16 protein-coding genes and 1 other RNA gene are annotated in these 18,231 nt (G+C 57.0%); 6 read left to right on the forward strand and 11 right to left on the reverse strand.

Translation table 11 applies throughout. The features are described 5' to 3' along the window. Nucleotides 1-231 precede the first annotated feature (231 nt). Together V1587_RS20565 and bglA are read left to right on the forward strand one after the other, a co-directional pair. Complete coding sequence (locus V1587_RS20565; RefSeq protein ID WP_063144934.1) at nucleotides 232-963, forward strand: MurR/RpiR family transcriptional regulator; 732 nt, start codon at nucleotides 232-234, stop codon at nucleotides 961-963. A gap of 116 nt (nucleotides 964-1,079) precedes the next feature. Then, nucleotides 1,080-2,513 carry a 6-phospho-beta-glucosidase BglA gene (gene bglA, locus V1587_RS20570; RefSeq protein ID WP_371897855.1) on the forward strand — a complete coding sequence of 478 codons (1,434 nt, stop codon included), beginning with the start codon at nucleotides 1,080-1,082 and terminating at the stop codon, nucleotides 2,511-2,513. Between the two features lie 74 nt (nucleotides 2,514-2,587). Here bglA and V1587_RS20575 read toward each other — a convergent pair whose 3' ends face one another. The 8 genes from V1587_RS20575 to V1587_RS20610 form a co-directional block, all read right to left on the reverse strand. Beyond that, complete coding sequence (locus tag V1587_RS20575) at nucleotides 2,588-3,331, reverse strand: SDR family oxidoreductase (protein WP_371897854.1); 744 nt, start codon at nucleotides 3,329-3,331, stop codon at nucleotides 2,588-2,590. A gap of 70 nt (nucleotides 3,332-3,401) precedes the next feature. Then, the gene (gcvP, locus tag V1587_RS20580) at nucleotides 3,402-6,275 is read right to left on the reverse strand and encodes an aminomethyl-transferring glycine dehydrogenase (RefSeq protein ID WP_371897853.1); all 2,874 of its coding nucleotides are present in this window, start codon (nucleotides 6,273-6,275) and stop codon (nucleotides 3,402-3,404) included. Nucleotides 6,276-6,400: 125 nt separating this feature from the next. Then, entirely contained in the window at nucleotides 6,401-6,790 is a 390-nt protein-coding gene (gene gcvH, locus V1587_RS20585; protein ID WP_008499718.1) for a glycine cleavage system protein GcvH, read from the reverse strand. Nucleotides 6,791-6,813: 23 nt separating this feature from the next. Beyond that, the gene (gene gcvT, locus V1587_RS20590; protein ID WP_045910150.1) at nucleotides 6,814-7,908 is read right to left on the reverse strand and encodes a glycine cleavage system aminomethyltransferase GcvT; all 1,095 of its coding nucleotides are present in this window, start codon (nucleotides 7,906-7,908) and stop codon (nucleotides 6,814-6,816) included. 520 nt (nucleotides 7,909-8,428) lie between these two features. Next, complete coding sequence (gene ubiI / locus V1587_RS20595; RefSeq protein ID WP_371897852.1) at nucleotides 8,429-9,631, reverse strand: FAD-dependent 2-octaprenylphenol hydroxylase; 1,203 nt, start codon at nucleotides 9,629-9,631, stop codon at nucleotides 8,429-8,431. A gap of 12 nt (nucleotides 9,632-9,643) precedes the next feature. Then, nucleotides 9,644-10,822, reverse strand: coding sequence for a 2-octaprenyl-6-methoxyphenyl hydroxylase (ubiH, locus tag V1587_RS20600; protein ID WP_371897851.1), 1,179 nt, complete (start codon nucleotides 10,820-10,822; stop codon nucleotides 9,644-9,646). Continuing rightward, the gene (gene pepP, locus V1587_RS20605; RefSeq protein WP_371898020.1) at nucleotides 10,819-12,132 is read right to left on the reverse strand and encodes a Xaa-Pro aminopeptidase; all 1,314 of its coding nucleotides are present in this window, start codon (nucleotides 12,130-12,132) and stop codon (nucleotides 10,819-10,821) included. Before pepP ends, ubiH begins: the two co-directional genes overlap by 4 nt. A gap of 30 nt (nucleotides 12,133-12,162) precedes the next feature. Further along, nucleotides 12,163-12,741, reverse strand: coding sequence for a YecA family protein (locus V1587_RS20610; protein ID WP_371897850.1), 579 nt, complete (start codon nucleotides 12,739-12,741; stop codon nucleotides 12,163-12,165). A 168-nt stretch (nucleotides 12,742-12,909) separates the two neighbouring features. Here V1587_RS20610 and zapA point away from each other — a divergent pair, with 168 nt between their 5' ends. From zapA to V1587_RS20625, 3 genes are all read left to right on the forward strand, one after another. Beyond that, on the forward strand, nucleotides 12,910-13,239 hold the full coding sequence (gene zapA, locus V1587_RS20615) for a cell division protein ZapA (protein WP_006811891.1): 330 nt from the start codon (nucleotides 12,910-12,912) through the stop codon (nucleotides 13,237-13,239). Between the two features lie 41 nt (nucleotides 13,240-13,280). Then, a non-coding RNA gene (gene ssrS / locus V1587_RS20620) (6S RNA) lies at nucleotides 13,281-13,464 on the forward strand. A gap of 24 nt (nucleotides 13,465-13,488) precedes the next feature. Next, a complete protein-coding gene (locus V1587_RS20625; protein WP_371897849.1) occupies nucleotides 13,489-14,085 on the forward strand; it encodes a 5-formyltetrahydrofolate cyclo-ligase in 597 nt (198 codons plus the stop codon). Nucleotides 14,086-14,192: 107 nt separating this feature from the next. On the opposite strand, the gene serA is transcribed toward V1587_RS20625, so the two are convergent. Next, nucleotides 14,193-15,425 carry a phosphoglycerate dehydrogenase gene (serA, locus tag V1587_RS20630; RefSeq protein ID WP_032643292.1) on the reverse strand — a complete coding sequence of 411 codons (1,233 nt, stop codon included), beginning with the start codon at nucleotides 15,423-15,425 and terminating at the stop codon, nucleotides 14,193-14,195. Nucleotides 15,426-15,691: 266 nt separating this feature from the next. Continuing rightward, nucleotides 15,692-16,351 carry a ribose-5-phosphate isomerase RpiA gene (gene rpiA / locus V1587_RS20635; RefSeq protein WP_003860091.1) on the reverse strand — a complete coding sequence of 220 codons (660 nt, stop codon included), beginning with the start codon at nucleotides 16,349-16,351 and terminating at the stop codon, nucleotides 15,692-15,694. Between the two features lie 127 nt (nucleotides 16,352-16,478). Between rpiA and argP the strand changes: the two genes are divergently transcribed. Further along, on the forward strand, nucleotides 16,479-17,372 hold the full coding sequence (argP, locus tag V1587_RS20640) for a DNA-binding transcriptional regulator ArgP (protein WP_008499727.1): 894 nt from the start codon (nucleotides 16,479-16,481) through the stop codon (nucleotides 17,370-17,372). A 42-nt stretch (nucleotides 17,373-17,414) separates the two neighbouring features. Here argP and V1587_RS20645 read toward each other — a convergent pair whose 3' ends face one another. Then, nucleotides 17,415-18,146 (reverse strand): oxidative stress defense protein, encoded by a 732-nt coding sequence (locus tag V1587_RS20645; protein WP_371897848.1) that lies wholly within the window; start codon nucleotides 18,144-18,146, stop codon nucleotides 17,415-17,417. Between the last annotated feature and the right edge of the window lie 85 nt (nucleotides 18,147-18,231).

Here is an 18,231-nt window from a genome sequence, read left to right on the forward strand (position 1 = left end):
TCGCATAACTATGCTAACTGAGAATGATTCCAGTGAACACCTGTTAGCTAAAATAATTTCATTTCAAAATTAATACCTAAAAATCATAGATATAAAGAAATCTTTCACCTAACAATTGTTCACATAAAAATTTAATCATTATGAATCAAGAGCATAAAAATGGATCCTGCCCTCTGGGTGCATGTTATGATATGACGATGAGGTCAGAATGAGAGTTATGCCATTGTGAGTATGTTCACCCACTCCGCCATTGCCAGTCTCAACAACCTGGAGATGATGGTCTACAACTATGTCATAAAAAATCGTGACAAAGTCATGTACATGACCATCCGCGAGTTGGCGGATGCGGCAGACGTCTCAACCACCACTATCCTGCGCTTTTGCCGCAAGCTTAACTGCGAAGGGTATTCAGAATTCCGCGTGCGATTTAAGCTTTATCTTGAACAGAACGAGCCCCAGCAGGCGAACTTCGGCGCCAGCGAAATTATCAGCTTTTTTAAAAGCGTGAACAATGAAGAGTTCGACGCGTTATTAGATAATGCGGTCGATATTATTTTATCGTCGGAACGCATTATATTTGTCGGTGCCGGGACATCAGGTTCGCTGGCAAAATATGGCGCACGTTTCTTTTCTAATATCGGGAAATTTAGTAACCATATTGACGACCCTTATTTTCCGGTCACCAATGATATGGCGAAAAATGCGCTGGCGATCGTGCTCTCCGTCTCGGGAGAGACAGAGGAGATCCTGCGCTTCGCCAGCCAGTTCAGCCTGCATCACTGCAAGGTGCTCTCCATTACCAGCCACGAGCACTCGCGACTCGCAAAATTAGCGGACTTTAATCTCTCCTGGCACGTTCCTCAGACGCGTATTGCAGGCGTCTACGACATCACCACGCAAATTCCCGTCATTTATATTCTGGAATCTCTCGGGCGTAAACTGGCGAAGAAACTCACAGAATAAAACATCCTGTTTTTTTGATGTAACAAATCACATTTACTGTGAATTGTTATATCGTGACATTTAATTTCGCTTTGCTAGACTCGATGCCAATAAGCCATTTATTGAGAATAGCAGCGATGAAAAAACTGACCTTACCAAAAGATTTTTTATGGGGCGGCGCGGTTGCCGCTCACCAGGTTGAAGGCGGCTGGAACAAAGGCGGCAAAGGGCCAAGCATTTGTGACGTATTGACCGGCGGCGCGCACGGCGTGCCGCGCGAAATCACCCAGGAAGTAGTGCCGGGTAAATACTACCCAAACCACGAGGCCATCGACTTCCACGGCCACTATAAAGAAGACATCAAGCTGTTTGCCGAGATGGGCTTCAAGTGTTTCCGCACCTCTATCGCCTGGACGCGCATCTTCCCGAAAGGTGACGAAGCGCAGCCAAACGAAGAAGGGCTGAAGTTTTACGACGATATGTTCGATGAGCTGCTGAAATACAACATCGAACCGGTGATCACCCTCTCCCACTTCGAAATGCCGCTGCACCTGGTGCAGGAGTACGGTAGCTGGACCAACCGTAAAGTGGTCGATTTCTTTGTGCGCTTCGCGGAAGTGGTTTTTGAGCGCTACAAAAACAAGGTCAAATACTGGATGACCTTCAACGAAATCAACAACCAGCGCAACTGGCGCGCGCCGCTGTTCGGCTACTGCTGCTCGGGCGTGGTCTATACCGAACATGGCAATCCGGAAGAGACCATGTACCAGGTCCTGCACCACCAGTTTGTGGCCAGCGCCCTGGCGGTGAAAGCCGCGCGCCGCATCAACCCGGAGATGAAAGTCGGCTGCATGCTGGCGATGGTGGCCCTCTATCCGTTCTCCTGTAAACCGGAAGACGTGATGTTCGCCCAGGAATCGATGCGCGAGCGCTACGTCTTTACCGACGTCCAGCTGCGCGGTTACTACCCGTCCTACGTGCTGAACGAGTGGGAACGCCGCGGCTTCTCCATCAAAATGGAAGCAGGCGATGAGCAGATTTTGCGTGAAGGCACCTGCGACTACCTGGGCTTCAGCTACTACATGACCAACGCGGTGAAGGCGGAAGGCGGTACCGGCGATGCGATCTCCGGTTTCGAAGGCAGCGTGCCGAATCCGCACGTGAAGGCCTCCGACTGGGGCTGGCAGATTGACCCGGTAGGCCTGCGCTATTCCCTGTGCGAACTGTACGAGCGTTACCAGAAGCCGCTGTTTATCGTGGAAAACGGCTTCGGCGCCTACGACAAGGTGGAAGAAGACGGCAGCATCAACGATGACTATCGTATCGACTACCTTCGTGCCCACGTGGAAGAGATGATCAAAGCCGTCACCCACGATGGCGTAGATCTGATGGGCTATACGCCATGGGGCTGTATCGACTGCGTGTCGTTCACCACCGGCCAGTACAGTAAGCGCTATGGCTTTATCTACGTGAACAAGCACGACGACGGCACGGGCGACATGTCGCGTTCCCGTAAGAAGAGCTTCGAGTGGTATAAAGGCGTGATTGCCAGCAACGGCGAGGTGCTGTAATTTTTGCCCGGTGGCGCTACGCTTACTGGGCCTACACGAATCGTAGGCCGGGTAAGGCGAAGCCGCCACCCGGCTTATTTCCCGCCCGCCAGCTCTATAAAACTGCCCGTCACGTACGACGCTTTCTCGCTCAGCAGCCAGACAATCGCCTGGGCGACCTCTTCCGGCTGGCCGCCGCGCTGCATCGGCAGTAACGATTTTACGCGATCCACTCGCCCCGGCTCTCCGCCGGAAGCATGGATATCGGTATAGATCAGACCCGGACGGACACAGTTAACGCGAATGCCCTGCGCCGCCACCTCCAGCGACAGCCCGGTTGTTAGCGAATCCACCGCCCCCTTGGACGCGGCATAATCCACATATTCACCCGGCGCGCCCAGGCGCGACGCCGCGGAAGAGACATTCACTATCGCCCCACCCTTGCCACCATGTTTGAAGGACATGCGTTTTACCGCTTCCCGGCAGCAGAGGAAGTAGCCCGTAACGTTGGTCGCCAGGACGCGGTTAATGCGCTCGGCGGAGAGATTCTCGATGGTGGATTGCTCAAACAGAATCCCCGCATTATTGACCAGCGCGGTCAGCGGCTCGCCTTCGCGATCGAGGCTGTTAAACATCGCCAGCACCTGAGCTTCATCGCTGATGTCTGCACGTACGGCAAAGGCTTTCCCGCCCGCCTCAACGATCTGATTGATCACGTCCGTTGCGGCCTTAATGTTGTGATGATAGTTCACCGCCACGGTGTAGCCTTCGCGAGCCAGCTGCAGCGCGGTGGCTTTCCCGATTCCGCGGCTGGCGCCGGTGACCAGTGCAATTGCCATTCGTTTCTCCCAATAAAAAAGCCGGGTGGCGGCTTCGCCTTACCCGGCCTACGTTACTACATCAGCAATATTACTGGTATTCGCTCATCGGCACGCAGGAGCAGAACAGGTTACGGTCGCCGTAGACGTCATCGAGACGCTTCACGGTCGGCCAGTATTTGTTCGCCACGCCTGCCGGGAAGACCGCCAGCTCGCGGGAATAACCGTGGTTCCACTCTGCTACCATTTCGTGCTGGGTGTGCGGGGCGTTGACCAGCGGGTTATCTTCCAGCGTCCACTCGCCGTCCTGCACGCGATCGATCTCCATGCGGATGGCCAGCATCGCGTCGATAAAGCGGTCCAGCTCGGCTTTGCTTTCAGACTCCGTTGGCTCCACCATCAGCGTGCCCGCAACCGGGAACGACATGGTAGGCGCGTGGAAGCCGTAGTCGATCAGGCGCTTGGCAATATCCAGCTCGCTAATGCCGGTCTGCTCTTTCAGCGGACGAATATCGAGAATGCACTCGTGCGCCACGCGTCCATCGCGGCCGGTATAGAGCACCGGGAAGGCAGACTTCAGGCGCGTCGCAATATAGTTTGCGTTCAGAATGGCCACCTGGCTTGCCTGCTTCAGCCCTTCCGCGCCCATCATGCGGATATACATCCAGCTGATTGGCAGGATAGAGGCGCTGCCGAACGGTGCCGCAGAGACCGCGCCCTGACGGGTCAGCATGCCTTCAATCTGCACCACGCTGTGGCCCGGCACAAACGGCGCCAGGTGCGCTTTCACGCCAATTGGCCCCATGCCCGGGCCGCCACCGCCGTGCGGAATGCAGAAGGTTTTGTGCAGGTTGAGGTGCGATACGTCCGCGCCGATAAAGCCCGGGGAGGTAATGCCCACCTGAGCGTTCATGTTTGCGCCGTCGAGGTAAACCTGACCGCCAAACTGGTGCACCACTTCACACACTTCACGGATGGTTTCTTCGTACACGCCGTGGGTAGACGGATAGGTCACCATGATGCAGGATAGCTTGTCGCCCGCCTGCTCGGCTTTCGCACGCAGGTCGGCCAGATCGATGTTGCCGTTCTTATCGCACGCCACCACTACCACTTCCATGCCGGCCATCTGGGCAGAGGCCGGGTTGGTGCCGTGGGCGGAGCTTGGGATCAGGCAGATATCGCGATGGCCTTCGTTGCGGCTCTCGTGATAGTGACGGATTGCCAGCAGGCCCGCGTATTCACCCTGCGCGCCGGAGTTCGGCTGCATGCAGAGCGCGTCGTAACCGGTCAGCTTCACCAGCCAGTCTGAAAGCTGGTTAATCATCACGTGATAACCTTCCGCCTGCTCCGGCGGGCAGAACGGGTGCAGCTCGGAGAATTCAGGCCAGGTGATCGGGATCATCTCTGCCGCGGCGTTCAGCTTCATGGTGCAGGAGCCCAGCGGGATCATCGCCTGGTTCAGCGCCAGATCCTTGCGCTCCAGAGAGTGCATATAACGCATCATCTCGGTCTCGCTGTGGTAGCGATTAAAGACCGGGTGCGTCAGGATGGCGTCGTTACGCAGCATGCTGTCCTGAATGGAGCGGCTGTCGAGCGCAACTTCTTTGTCGAGCGCATCAATGTCCAGACCGTGCGCGTCACCCAGCAGCACGCTGAACAGGTTCAGGATATCGTCACGGGTGGTGCTTTCATCCAGCGTAATGCCGACGGCGTTGTGGATGTCGCTGCGCAGGTTGATCTTTGCCGCGTCCGCGCGGGCCAGCACGGCGGCTTTGTCCGCCACGTCCACGCACAGGGTGTCGAAGTAGTGAGCGTGGCGCAGCTTAAGACCTTTCTGCTGCAGGCCGCAGGCCAGGATATCGGCCAGGCGGTGAATGCGGCTGGCAATGCGTTTCAGGCCAGCCGGACCGTGGAACACGGCGTACAGGCTGGCGATGTTAGCCAGCAGCACCTGTGAGGTACAGATGTTGGAGTTCGCTTTCTCGCGGCGGATATGCTGCTCGCGAGTTTGCATCGCCATGCGCAGCGCAGTGTTACCGGCAGCATCTTTGGAGACGCCGATAATACGGCCAGGCATGGAGCGTTTGAATTCATCTTTCGCGCCGAAGAACGCCGCGTGCGGGCCGCCGTAGCCCATCGGTACGCCGAAGCGTTGTGCGGAGCCGAATACGATATCTGCGCCCTGTTTACCCGGCGCCGTCAGCAGCACCAGCGCCATAAAATCGGCGGCAACGCTGACAACCACTTTGCGGGATTTCAGCTCGGCAATCAGCGCGCCGTAGTCGTGAACTTCACCGGTGGTGCCCACCTGCTGCAGCAGCACGCCGAAGACGTCCTGATGATCCAGCACTTTGTCAGCGTCGTCGACGATCACGTCAAAGCCGAAGGTTTCCGCACGGGTGCGCACCACGTCCAGCGTCTGAGGATGCACGTCCGCCGCGACGAAGAAGCGGTTGGCATTTTTCAGCTTGCTCACGCGTTTTGCCATCGCCATCGCTTCAGCGGCGGCGGTCGCTTCATCCAGCAGAGAAGCAGAGGCGATATCCATGCCGGTCAGATCCAGCGTCACCTGCTGGAAGTTCAGCAGCGCTTCCAGACGGCCCTGGGAAACTTCTGGCTGATATGGGGTGTAAGCGGTGTACCAGCCCGGGTTTTCCAGCATGTTGCGCAGGATAACCGGCGGCAGCTGCACGTTGGTGTAGCCCATGCCAATGTAAGACTTATAGCGCTTGTTGAGGCCGGCAATAGCCTTCAGCTCCGCCAGCGCGGCGAATTCCGTAGTGGCTTCCCCCACCTGAGGCGGCGTGGCAAGCTGGATGTCTTTTGGCACAATCTGGCCGATCAGTGCGTTTAATGAATCCGCGCCAACCGTCTTCAGCATCTCCTGCTGTTGCTGAGCATCCGGCCCAATGTGACGTTCAATGAAGGCGCCACGGTTTTCAAGCTGGCTTAAAGTCTGTGTCATGAGCGATGGTTCCTGAAACGTGCAGTGAATGTGTTTTCTCCCTCTCATTTAGGGAGAGGGCTGGGGTGAAGGTGTCGTCTGTTCCCCTCACCCTACCCTCTCCCCAAAGGGGAGAGGGTAATGGCTTACTCGTCTTCTAACAGTGCTTCGTACGCGGTCGCATCCAGCAGCGCGGCAACCTGGGATTCGTCGCTGGCTTTGATCTTGAAGATCCAGCCGCCTTCATAAGGCTCGCTGTTAACCAGCTCTGGCGAATCGCTCAGCGCGTCGTTAACGGCCACAATCTCACCGCTTACCGGCGCGTAGATATCGGATGCCGCTTTTACGGACTCCGCCACGGCGCAGTCGTCGCCCGCGCTAACGGTCGTACCCACGTCAGGCAGGTCAACAAACACCATGTCGCCCAGCAGCTCTTGCGCGTGCTCGGTGATCCCTACGGTGTAAGTGCCGTCCGCCTCTTTGCGCAGCCACTCGTGTTCTTTGCTGTATTTCAGTTCTGCTGGCACATTGCTCATTGAAGTTCTCCTGATAAAAATGATTAGGCGACCGGCTTACCGGCGCGAACAAAAATCGGTTTGGTTACGTTGACCGGCATTTCGCGGTTGCGGATTTGCACCACCGCCGTTTCGCCAATCCCCGCCGGCACGCGTGCCAGTGCAATACTGTAGCCCAGCGTCGGGGAGAAGGTACCGCTGGTGATCACGCCTTCGCGAGGATTGCCGTCAGCATCGGTAAAGCGCACCGGCAGTTCGCCGCGCAGTACGCCCTTCTCGGTCATCACCAGGCCCACCAGCTGTTCAGTGCCCTTCTCGCGCTGCATCTCCAGCGCTTCACGGCCAATAAAGTCACGGTCAGCCGGTTCCCACGCGATGGTCCAGCCCATGTTGGCGGCCAGCGGAGAGACGCCTTCATCCATCTCCTGACCGTAAAGGTTCATCCCCGCTTCCAGACGCAGCGTATCGCGCGCGCCCAGACCCGCAGGCTTCACGCCCGCTTCCACCAGCGCACGCCAGAAATCAGCGGCCTTCTCGTTCGGCATCGCAATTTCGTAGCCCGCTTCACCGGTGTAGCCGGTGGTGGCGATAAACAGATCGCCCGCCTGCACGCCGAAGAACGGCTTCATGCCAGCGGTGGCGTTGCGCTGCTCGTCGTTAAACAGAGAGGCGGCTTTCGCCTGCGCGTTCGGCCCCTGCACGGCGATCAGCGACAGATCGTCACGGACGGTGATGTCGATGGCATAAGGTTCGGCGTGTTGGGTGATCCAGGAGAGGTCTTTTTCGCGGGTGGCGGAGTTTACAACGAGGCGGAAGAAATCTTCAGTGAAGTAATAGACGATAAGGTCATCAATCACGCCGCCCGAGGCATTCAGCATGCCGGTATAGAGCGCTTTACCCGGCGTCTTCAGTTTGGCGACGTCGTTTGCCAGCAGATAACGCAAAAACTCCCGGGTGCGGCTACCGCGCAGATCGACAATCGTCATGTGGGACACGTCGAACATACCGGCATCGGTGCGCACCGCGTGGTGCTCATCAATCTGCGAGCCGTAGTGCAGCGGCATCATCCAGCCGTGGAAGTCCACCATGCGGGCGCCGCATAACACGTGTTGTTCGTACAAAGGAGTCTGTTGAGCCATCTTGTCCTCGTTGAAAAATTCACCGTGAAACCCGGTATCGGCCCCGCGTTCGGGCACCGACGCAAACGTTCTCTTTTACCTGAACTTACCACCGAAACCGGCGGTTAACCATAAGGCAAAATGGGTCATCACATTAGCTTATGACCAAAAAACGCTAAAAAGCCTACAGAGTTATTCACTGGAAAAATGCGATTAACCCCGCACAAAATTAACAATGATCTAACAGGATTTAGCACATGGTGATATTTCGTGCGGAAAATCGGGCCGAATTTCCGTAACGAGAAAAACGCGACATTAGATTATCTAATGCGAAAAATGACGTGAAATTAGAATATTTCAAACGAGGGAATTTCCCCGGCGCAGAGGCCGGGAAAAGAAAGTGTGACAGGGGTCAATACACAAAATCATTCAAGTTGCATCAAGGCGGCAAGTCTGAGAGTCCCCAGGAGCTTACATAAGTAAGTGACTGGGGTAAGCAGACGCGGCCAACGCAGAGGCAGCTTGAAGGATGACGTGTATTTTAACGTAGCCAGTCCGGCAGGTCGTTAAGACCCATCGCCTGACGGAGGAGCTGGGGCTTAACGCCCGGAAGGGTGTCAGCAAGCTTGAGGCCGATATCGCGCAGCAGTTTTTTCGCCGGGTTCGCCCCGGCAAACAGCTCGCGGAAGCCCTGCATGCCAGCCAGCATCATCGCCGCGCTGTGCTTGCGGCTGCGCTCGTAGCGACGCAGATAGAGATGCTGACCGATGTCTTTCCCTTCGCGATGCAGGCGACGCAGCTCCTCAACCAGCTCCGCCGCGTCCATAAAGCCAAGGTTAACGCCCTGCCCGGCCAGCGGATGAATGGTATGCGCCGCATCCCCCACCAGCGCCAGACGGTGCGCCGCAAACTGACGCGCGTAGCGGCCGGTTAACGGGAATACCTGACGCTCGCTTTCAAGCGTGCACAGGCCAAGGCGGTTATCAAACGCCACGCACAGCGCCTGGTTAAAGGCGTCTGGCGTTGCCTCATGCATCTGCCGGGCTTTCTCCGGCACCAGGGACCAGACAATCGAGCACAGGTGCGGATCGGCAAGCGGCAGGAACGCCAGTATGCCGTCGTTGTGGAAAATCTGGCGCGCCACGCCGCCGTGTGGCTCTTCGGTGCGGATCGTCGCGACCAGAGCGTGATGGCGATAGTCCCAGAAGGTCAGCGGGATATCGGCTTTATTACGCAGCCAGGAGTTGGCACCGTCAGCACCGACAACCAGACGCGCGGTCAGCATATCGCCGCTCTGCAGGGTGATAAACGCCTCGTTTTCGCCCCATGCCACCTGCTGGATCTGCGCAGGCGCAATCAGGGTCACGTCGCTGCACTGCAGTGCTTTCTGCCACAGAGCGTGGTGGATCACCGCGTTTTCAACGATGTGACCCAGATGGCTGTAGCCCATGCTTTCATCATCAAAAGCAATATGACCAAAGCTGTCTTTATCCCACACTTCCATGCCGTGATAGCAGCTGGCGCGGTTCGCCACAATATCTGACCAGACGCCAAGGTGCGTCAGCAGCTTTTCGCTGGCCGCATTAATGGCCGATACGCGGAGTTCCGGCGGCGCATCCGGGGCAACGGGCTGGGGCTGTTTTTGCTCCAGCACCGCCACGCGCAGGCCGCTGCCCTGTAAACCACAGGCCAATGCCAGTCCGACCATTCCGCCGCCAACGATGGCGACATCAACATTTTGCACGGTGATAACTCCTTAACGCGCGACCCAACCCAGGGTCCGCTGCGCCAGCACGTCACGTGCCGGAATGAATAGTTCCATCGCCATCAGCCCGAGGTTGCGGCCCGCAACCAGCGGTGCCCAGCGATTGGCAAAGAGATGGACCAGGCCATCGGTCACACCGATGGTGGCCTCTTTATCCGCCTGACGGCGCTTCTGGTAATGACTCAGCACCGAATACGCCCCGCAGTCTTTTTGCTCGCTCCACGCCTGCGCCAGTGATTCGGCCAGGCTCATGACGTCGCGTAAGCCAAGGTTAAAGCCTTGCCCCGCGATGGGATGCAGCGTCTGCGCGGCATTACCGACAAGCGCCAGACGATGGGAGATGGACTGAGATGCCGTGGTGAGCGAAAGCGGATAGACCGTCCGCTTGCCGGCATGGGTAATACGCCCCAGCCGCCAGCCAAAGGCTTTTTGCAGCTCGGTACAAAAACGTTCGTCGGACCAGGCCTTCACCTCTTCAGCCTTATCCTGCGGATGACACCACACCAGGGAACAGCGCCCGTCCGACATCGGCAACATCGCCAGCGGGCCATGCTGCGTAAAGCGCTCAAACGCCCTGCCGCTGTGGTCAGCTGCGGTAGCGACGTTCGCAATGACCGCCACCTGGCCGTAAGGCTGCTGGCGCCACTCCACGCCGCACTGGGCGCCGAGCGACGAGCGCGAACCGTCCGCGGCGACCAGAAGCTGGCCTTCAAGGACGGTGCCGTTTTCCAGCGTCACGCTGACCGACGCTTCACTTCGGCTCACGCTGGCCACGCGCGCGGGGCAATGCAGCGTGACGCCCGGCGCGTCCTGGAGCAGGCGGAACAGACGTAATCCGACGTCGTGCAGCTCAACGACCTGACCCAGGGCATCAATTCGGTAATCCTGCGCGTCCAGGGTGACAAACCCCGCATGGCCGCGATCGCTGACGTGAACGGTTTTAATTGCCGTGGCGCGGTCAGCAATGGCCTGCCAGATGCCAATGCGGGAAAGCTGCTGGCAGGTGCCCTGCGCCAGCGCAATGGCGCGGGCATCAAAACCGGGGTGGTTGGACGCCTCTGGCGCAACGGCTTCCACCAGGTGCACCGGAAGCTGCCCCTGCGTCAAATGCGAAATGGCCAGCGCCAGCGTGGCCCCGGTCATGCCGCCGCCAACGATAATCACGCTCATGCGCGCGCCGCTGCCATCAGCGCCTCGATATCGTCAGCGTTTTTCACAACGCTGGCGGTCAGGTTTTCGTTACCGGTCTCGGTAATCACGATGTCGTCTTCAATACGAATGCCAATCCCGCGGTACTCTTCAGGCACGTCTGCATCCGGAGCGATATACAAACCTGGCTCCACGGTTAACACCATGCCCGGCTCCAGCACGCGCGAACGGTCGGTGCCGTATGCGCCAACGTCATGCACGTCCAGCCCCAGCCAGTGGCTCAGGCCGTGCATAAAATAAGGTCGATGCGCATTTTCAGCAATCAGGGTATCTACGTCCCCTTTCAGGATACCAAGCCTGACCAGACCGGTAATCATGATACGCACCACTTCGCCGGTCACTTCCTGGATGGAGGTACCCGGACGATACAGCCTGAGCGCCGTCTCAAGGGATTCGAGAACAATGTCATAAATCGCGCGCTGTGCTGGCGAGAATTTACCGTTCACCGGGAAGGTACGGGTGATGTCCCCCGCGTAGCCCTGATATTCGCAACCGGCGTCAATCAGCACCAGATCGCCGTCGCGCAGCGCGCTTTCGTTTTCGGTGTAGTGCAGAATGCAGCCGTTTTCCCCGCCGCCAACGATGGTGTTGTAAGAGGGATAACGCGCGCCGTGGCGGTTAAATTCGTGGTGAATTTCGCCTTCCAGCTGGTATTCGAACATCCCGGGACGGCATTTCTCCATCGCGCGAGTGTGCGCCAGCGCGCTGATTTCGCCCGCGCGGCGCATCACGTTCAGCTCTTCTTCAGACTTGAACAGGCGCATCTCATGCACCACTGGACGCCAGTCCGTCAGCGTGGCCGGTGCGGACAGGTTCTGCCGCGAGCCTTTGCGCAGCTTATCCAGCGCGGTGAAGACAATCTCATCGGCGTAAGCATATTCGCCCTGCGCGTGATAGAGCACGTCAAGGCCGTTAAGCAGCTGATAGAGCTGCTGGTTGATTTCGCTAAACGCCAGCGCACGGTCAACGCCCAGCTTTTCCGGTGCGGCCTCCTGCCCTAAGCGGCGGCCAAACCAGATTTCAGCGGTTAAGTCTCGTACGCGGTTGAAAATCACGCTGTGGTTGTGGGTGTCATCGCTCTTAATCAACACCAGCACCGCTTCCGGCTCGTTAAAGCCAGTGAAGTACCAGAAGTCGCTGCTCTGGCGATAGGGATATTCGCTGTCGGCGCTGCGCGTCACTTCGGGCGCGGCAAAAATCAGCGCGGCGCTGCCCGGCTGCATTTTTGCCAGCAGCGCCTGACGGCGGCGCGAATACTCTTGACTCGAGATAACCATGACACCCTCCTGTGCGTTATTTTTTTAATGTAAGGTTGGCTTACGAACTTCCGGTGCGGTCGGCTGTGAGCGCGTAAAGTTGTCGTGGCACAGCAGTGCCGCCACGCGCACGTACTCGATGATCTCTTCGAGAGACATTTCCAGCTCTTCCTGGTCTTCGTCTTCATCGTAGCCAAGCTGGGCAATGTTGCGCAGGTCGTCGATCGCTTCACCCGCTTCGCCGGTCACTTTATCCAGTTTAGGCTGCGTGACGCCCAGACCCAGCAGATAGTGGTTTACCCACCCCGCCAGCGCATCGGCGCGATCGAACACGCTGATGTCGTCGCCTTCAGGCAGATAAAGCTGAAAAAGGAAGCCATCGTCTTCCAGCGAATCACTGATGGCGGCGTGCATTTTACGCAGCGCTTCCGCCAGCTCGTGACCAAACGCCAGCCCTTCATTCGTGAGGTCGTGGATCAGCGGCTGCCATGAGCTGTCGCTGTTTCCGCCGCACAGCATGCCACTGATCAGACCGTGCATTTCGGCAGGGGTTAAACCGACTCCCTGCTGGTTCAGTAACTGGTTTAAATCCTTGTAACCAGGCATTTCGTTCTGTATAGACATGCGCATTCGTCATCATTGGGGGGAAGTTTCATGATATGCTACCACTTTGGACCCTGGTGATACCAGAAAAGGGCTTGTATCTTCACATCAGGGTAGCTATAGTGTCGCCCCTTCGCAGCCCCCGGGGCATCAGGCGAAGGCAGCGCAGTCAATCAGCAGGAAGGTGGCATGTCTGCACAACCCGTCGATCTCCAGATTTTTGGCCGTTCACTGCGAGTGAATTGTCCGCCTGAACAAAGGGATGCTTTGAATCAGGCTGCGGACGATTTGAATCAGCGGTTGCAAGATCTAAAAGAACGCACTAGAGTCACAAATACTGAGCAGCTGGTTTTCATCGCCGCGTTGAACATCAGCTATGAACTGACTCAGGAAAAAGCGAAGACCCGCGACTACGCGGCAAGCATGGAGCAGCGCATTAAAATGCTCCAGCAGACTATAGAACAGGCATTGCTTGATCAAGGTCGCAATCCCGAAAGACCGGGACCTAAGTTTGAATAACACTTCTCAGTTGACTATGGTAGAGTAACTGTGAAGACAAAATTTCTCTGAGATGTTCGCAAGCGGGCCAGTCCCCTGAGCCGATATTTCATACCACAAGAATGTGGCGCTCCATGGTTGGTGAGCATGCTCGGTCCGTCCGAGAAGCCTTAAAACTATGACGACACATTCACCTTGAACCAAGGGTTCAAGGGTTACAGCCTGCGGCGGCATCTCGGAGATTCCCACTCTTTTCTTCTACCGACTACCATGACTCAATTCCCTGAAGTTTCCGCTTCACGCCAGGATATCCGTCAGTTAATTCGTCAACGCCGCCGTGCGTTAACCTCCGTTCAGCAAGCGCATTTTGCCCAGCAGGCCGCCGCCCGTATGATGGCGTATCCCCCTGTCGTGATGGCGCATACCGTTGCGCTGTTTCTATCGTTTGACGGCGAACTGGACACCCAGCCGCTGATAGAACAACTCTGGCGCGCCGGGAAGAAGGTATACCTGCCGGTGCTTCACCCGTTCAGCGAAGGCAATCTGCTGTTTTTGCACTATCACCCGCACAGCGAGCTGGTGGTGAATCGTCTGAAAATCACTGAACCGAAACTCGACGTGCGCGATGTGCTCCCGCTGTCACAGCTGGATGTGCTGATTACGCCGCTGGTCGCGTTTGATGAACAGGGACAGCGCCTGGGAATGGGCGGTGGTTTTTACGACCGAACGCTGCAAAACTGGCAGCAGTATGGGTTACAGCCGGTGGGCTATGCGCATGATTGCCAGGGCGTGGAGGCGTTGCCGGTAGAAAAATGGGATGTGCCGTTGCCGGCGGTGGTGACGCCATCGAAGTTATGGGAGTGGTGAAACAGGCGTGCAGCCTGATGCCCTCACCCCAGCCCTCTCCCACAGGGAGAGGGTGAAAACATAAAAAACGGTAACTATCGTTACCGTTTTTCATTTCCTTCGCACGATCAGTACAGCAGACGCGCGCGAATCGTCCCCGGAATGGCCTTCATGCTCAGCAGTGCTTTCTCGGCCACATCGTCATCCGCTTCGATATCAATAACTACATAGCCCATCTGCGAGTTGGTCTGCAGATACTGCGCGGCAATGTTGACGCCCTGCTCGGCAAAGATCTGGTTAATCGCGGTCAGGACGCCTGGACGGTTTTCGTGGATGTGCAGCAGACGACGGCCACCGTGCAGCGGCAGAGACACTTCCGGGAAGTTCACCGCAGAAAGCGTAGAACCGTTGTCGGAGTATTTGCTCAGCTTACCCGCTACTTCCAGACCGATATTCTCCTGCGCTTCCTGGGTAGAACCGCCGATATGCGGCGTCAGGATCACGTTGTCGAACTCGCACAGCGGAGACGTAAACGGATCGCTGTTGGTGGCTGGCTCCGTCGGGAAGACGTCGATGGCCGCGCCCGCCAGGTGCTTGCGCTTCAGCGCATCCGCCAGTGCCGGGATATCGACAACCGTACCGCGCGCGGCGTTAATCAGCAGTGAGCCCGGCTTCATTAGAGCCAGCTCTTCCGCGCCCATCATATTTTTGGTGGACGCATTTTCCGGAACGTGGAGGCTCACTACGTCACTCATGTTCAGCAGGTCAGACAGGTGTTGAACCTGGGTCGCATTGCCCAGCGGCAGCTTGCTTTCGATATCGTAAAAATAGACATGCATACCGAGAGATTCCGCCAGAATCCCCAGCTGGGTACCGATGTGGCCATAGCCGATGATACCCAGTTTTTTTCCACGGGCTTCGTAGGAGCCCGCCGCCAGCTTGTTCCACACGCCGCGGTGAGCCTTGGCGTTCGCCTCTGGAATGCCGCGCAGGAGCAGCAGCAGTTCCCCAATCACCAGCTCCGCCACGGAACGGGTGTTGGAGAACGGGGCGTTGAAGACGGGAATACCGCGTTTCGCGGCAGCGTTCAGGTCAACCTGGTTGGTACCGATGCAGAAGCAGCCGATAGCCACCAGCTTTTCCGCCGCGGCAATAACGTCTTCAGTCAGGTGAGTACGGGATCGCAGGCCAATGAAGTGGGCATCACGGATGGACGCTTTCAGCTCTTCGGTATCGAGCGCGCCTTTGTGAAATTCGATGTTGGTGTAACCTGCCGCACGAAGGCTATCGATTGCTTTTTGGTGCACGCCCTCGACCAGCAGGAATTTAATCTTGTCTTTCTCCAGTGATACCTTTGCCATTTACCCGACCCTGTTTTTGTCTGAACTGATGTTGTGCTGGATATAAATCCGCTGTAGCCAACATATCAAAAAAAACTATTGCAGCAATATGAACGTTTGCGTCGGCACGCTGAAGGAAAGTCATACAGCGCAAAATGGCAGATGAAAATGCTATGGAAATTTACAAACGCGGAAGGATCGGCAAAAGAGGCATAAAAACGTGACACAAGTCACCGAATTTAGCGTTTCAAAAATTTTTTAGCGGGGGGAGGACTCCCCCCGTCAGATCATTTTACGATGGTTTTCACGCCGTCAGCGGTGCCGATCAGCGCCACATCCGCGCCACGGTTGGCGAATAGCCCTACGGTCACGACGCCGGGAATGCCGTTGATGGCATTTTCCAGCGCAATCGCGTCGAGAATTTCCAGACCGTGAACGTCGAGGATCACGTTACCGTTGTCGGTCACTACGCCCTGACGATATTCCGGACGACCGCCCAGCTTCACCAGCTGACGGGCAACCGCGCTGCGGGCCATCGGGATCACCTCAACCGGCAGCGGGAAATTACCCAGAATGTCGACCTGCTTGGAGGCGTCGGCGATGCAGATGAACTTGTCCGCAACGGAGGCAATGATCTTTTCACGCGTCAGCGCCGCGCCGCCGCCTTTGATCATCTGCATGTGGCCGTTGATTTCATCCGCGCCATCAACGTAAATCCCCAGACGGTCCACTTCGTTGAGATCGAAAACGGTAATGCCGAGGCTTTTCAGCTTTTCCGTGGAAGCATCAGAGCTGGACACCGCGCCCTCGATTTGCCCTTTCATCGTGCCCAGCGCATCGATAAAGTGTGCCGCGGTTGATCCCGTACCGACACCGACAATGGTACCCGGCTGTACGTACTGGAGAGCGGCCCATCCTACTGCTTTTTTCAGTTCATCCTGCGTCATGATCGTTTTGCCTGTCGTGTGAAAACTCAGGGCGCATTATAGAACACGTCGAATGGAATTCGTCTGCCACAAAGGGAAAATTGTGTCATAGTGCAGAATAAGCAAAATTAAGGAGCCAGCCAGAGCAATGAAACGTCCGGACTACAGAACACTACAGGCACTTGATGCAGTTATTCGTGAACGAGGTTTTGAGCGCGCGGCGCAAAAGCTTTGCATCACCCAGTCCGCCGTATCACAGCGTATTAAACAGCTTGAAAATATGTTCGGCCAGCCGCTGCTGGTGCGTACCGTGCCGCCACGTCCAACCGAGCAAGGGCAAAAGCTCCTCGCCCTGCTGCGCCAGGTTGAATTGCTGGAAGACGAGTGGCTGGGTGACGAACAAACGGGCTCTACGCCGCTGCTGCTCTCTCTGGCGGTCAACGCCGACAGTCTGGCAACCTGGCTGCTGCCGGCCCTGGCGCCGGTATTAGCGGACTCCCCTATCCGCCTGAATTTACAGGTTGAAGATGAAACCCGTACCCAGGAGCGCCTGCGTCGCGGTGAGGTAGTTGGGGCGGTCAGTATTCAGCCTCAGGCACTGCCAAGCTGTCTGGTCGATCAGCTAGGTGCCCTGGATTACCTGTTTGTGGGTTCAAAAGCCTTTGCCGAGCGCTACTTCCCGAACGGGGTGACCCGCGCGGCGCTGCTGAAAGCCCCCGCCGTCGCGTTCGACCATCTGGACGATATGCATCAGGCGTTCCTGCAGCAAAACTTCGATCTGCCGCCTGGCAGCGTGCCGTGCCATATCGTTAACTCGTCTGAAGCCTTCGTGCAGCTTGCGCGTCAGGGCACCACCTGCTGCATGATCCCGCATCTGCAGATTGAGAAAGAGTTGAAAAGCGGTGAGCTGATTGACCTGACGCCGGGGCTGTATCAGCGCCGGATGCTCTACTGGCACCGTTTTGCGCCGGAAAGCCGGATGATGCGCAACGTTACCGACGCGCTGCTGGCATACGGGCACAAGGTGTTGAGACAGGATTAAAAAATAAGCCGGGTGGCGGCTTCGCCTTACCCGGCCTGAAGATTACTGAGCCGGTTTCGGCTGTGCTGCAACTGGCTCCAGCTGGAAGACCACATCCACCTGATCGTCGAACTGAATGGTTGGCTGCTCGTAAGTTTCCTGAGCGGACACCGGGGCGGCATCAGCCTTCATCATACGAACCATCGGGCTTGGCTGGTAGTTAGAGACGTGATAACGCACGCTGTAAACCGGTCCAAGCTTGCTCTTAAAGCCAGAAGCCAGCTGTTCCGCCTGGTGAATGGCATCATCAATCGCCGCTTTACGCGCTTCGTCTTTGTACTTCTCCGGTTGCGCAACGCCCAGCGACACGGAACGAATTTCGTTCAGACCCGCCTTCAGCGCGCCATCCAGCAGCGCATTGAGCTTATCCAGCTGACGCACGGTCACTTCGACGGTACGCACTGCACGGTAGCCCTTCAGGATGCTTTTGCCATTCTGGTAGTCGTAATCGGGTTGAGTACGCAGGTTCGCAGAGTTGATATCTTTTTTACCGACACCGTTCTGCTCGAGGAAAGAGAGGTATTGCGCAACGCGGTCGTCAGCCTGCTTCTTGGCAGTTGCCGCATCCTTCGCAGCCACATTCACCTCAATTGCCAGGGTTGCAACATCGGGTACCGCATCCACGCTTGCGGTGCCTGAAGTGACGATGTGCGGGCCATCCGGCAGTTCACTTGCCTGCGCCGACACCGCACCAAAACTTACTAATGCCGCCAGGGCCATCACCTTAAACTTCACTGTTATTCCTCCATGTTGCGAAGAGTGCCCAATAACAGGGCGCATGCCAGCAAGCTTAGCGGGTCTTGTTCAGTTGTCCATAAGA

The sequence above is a fragment of the Enterobacter sp. ECC-249 genome (assembly GCF_043965265.1).
Taxonomy (GTDB): domain Bacteria; phylum Pseudomonadota; class Gammaproteobacteria; order Enterobacterales; family Enterobacteriaceae; genus Enterobacter; species Enterobacter quasiroggenkampii.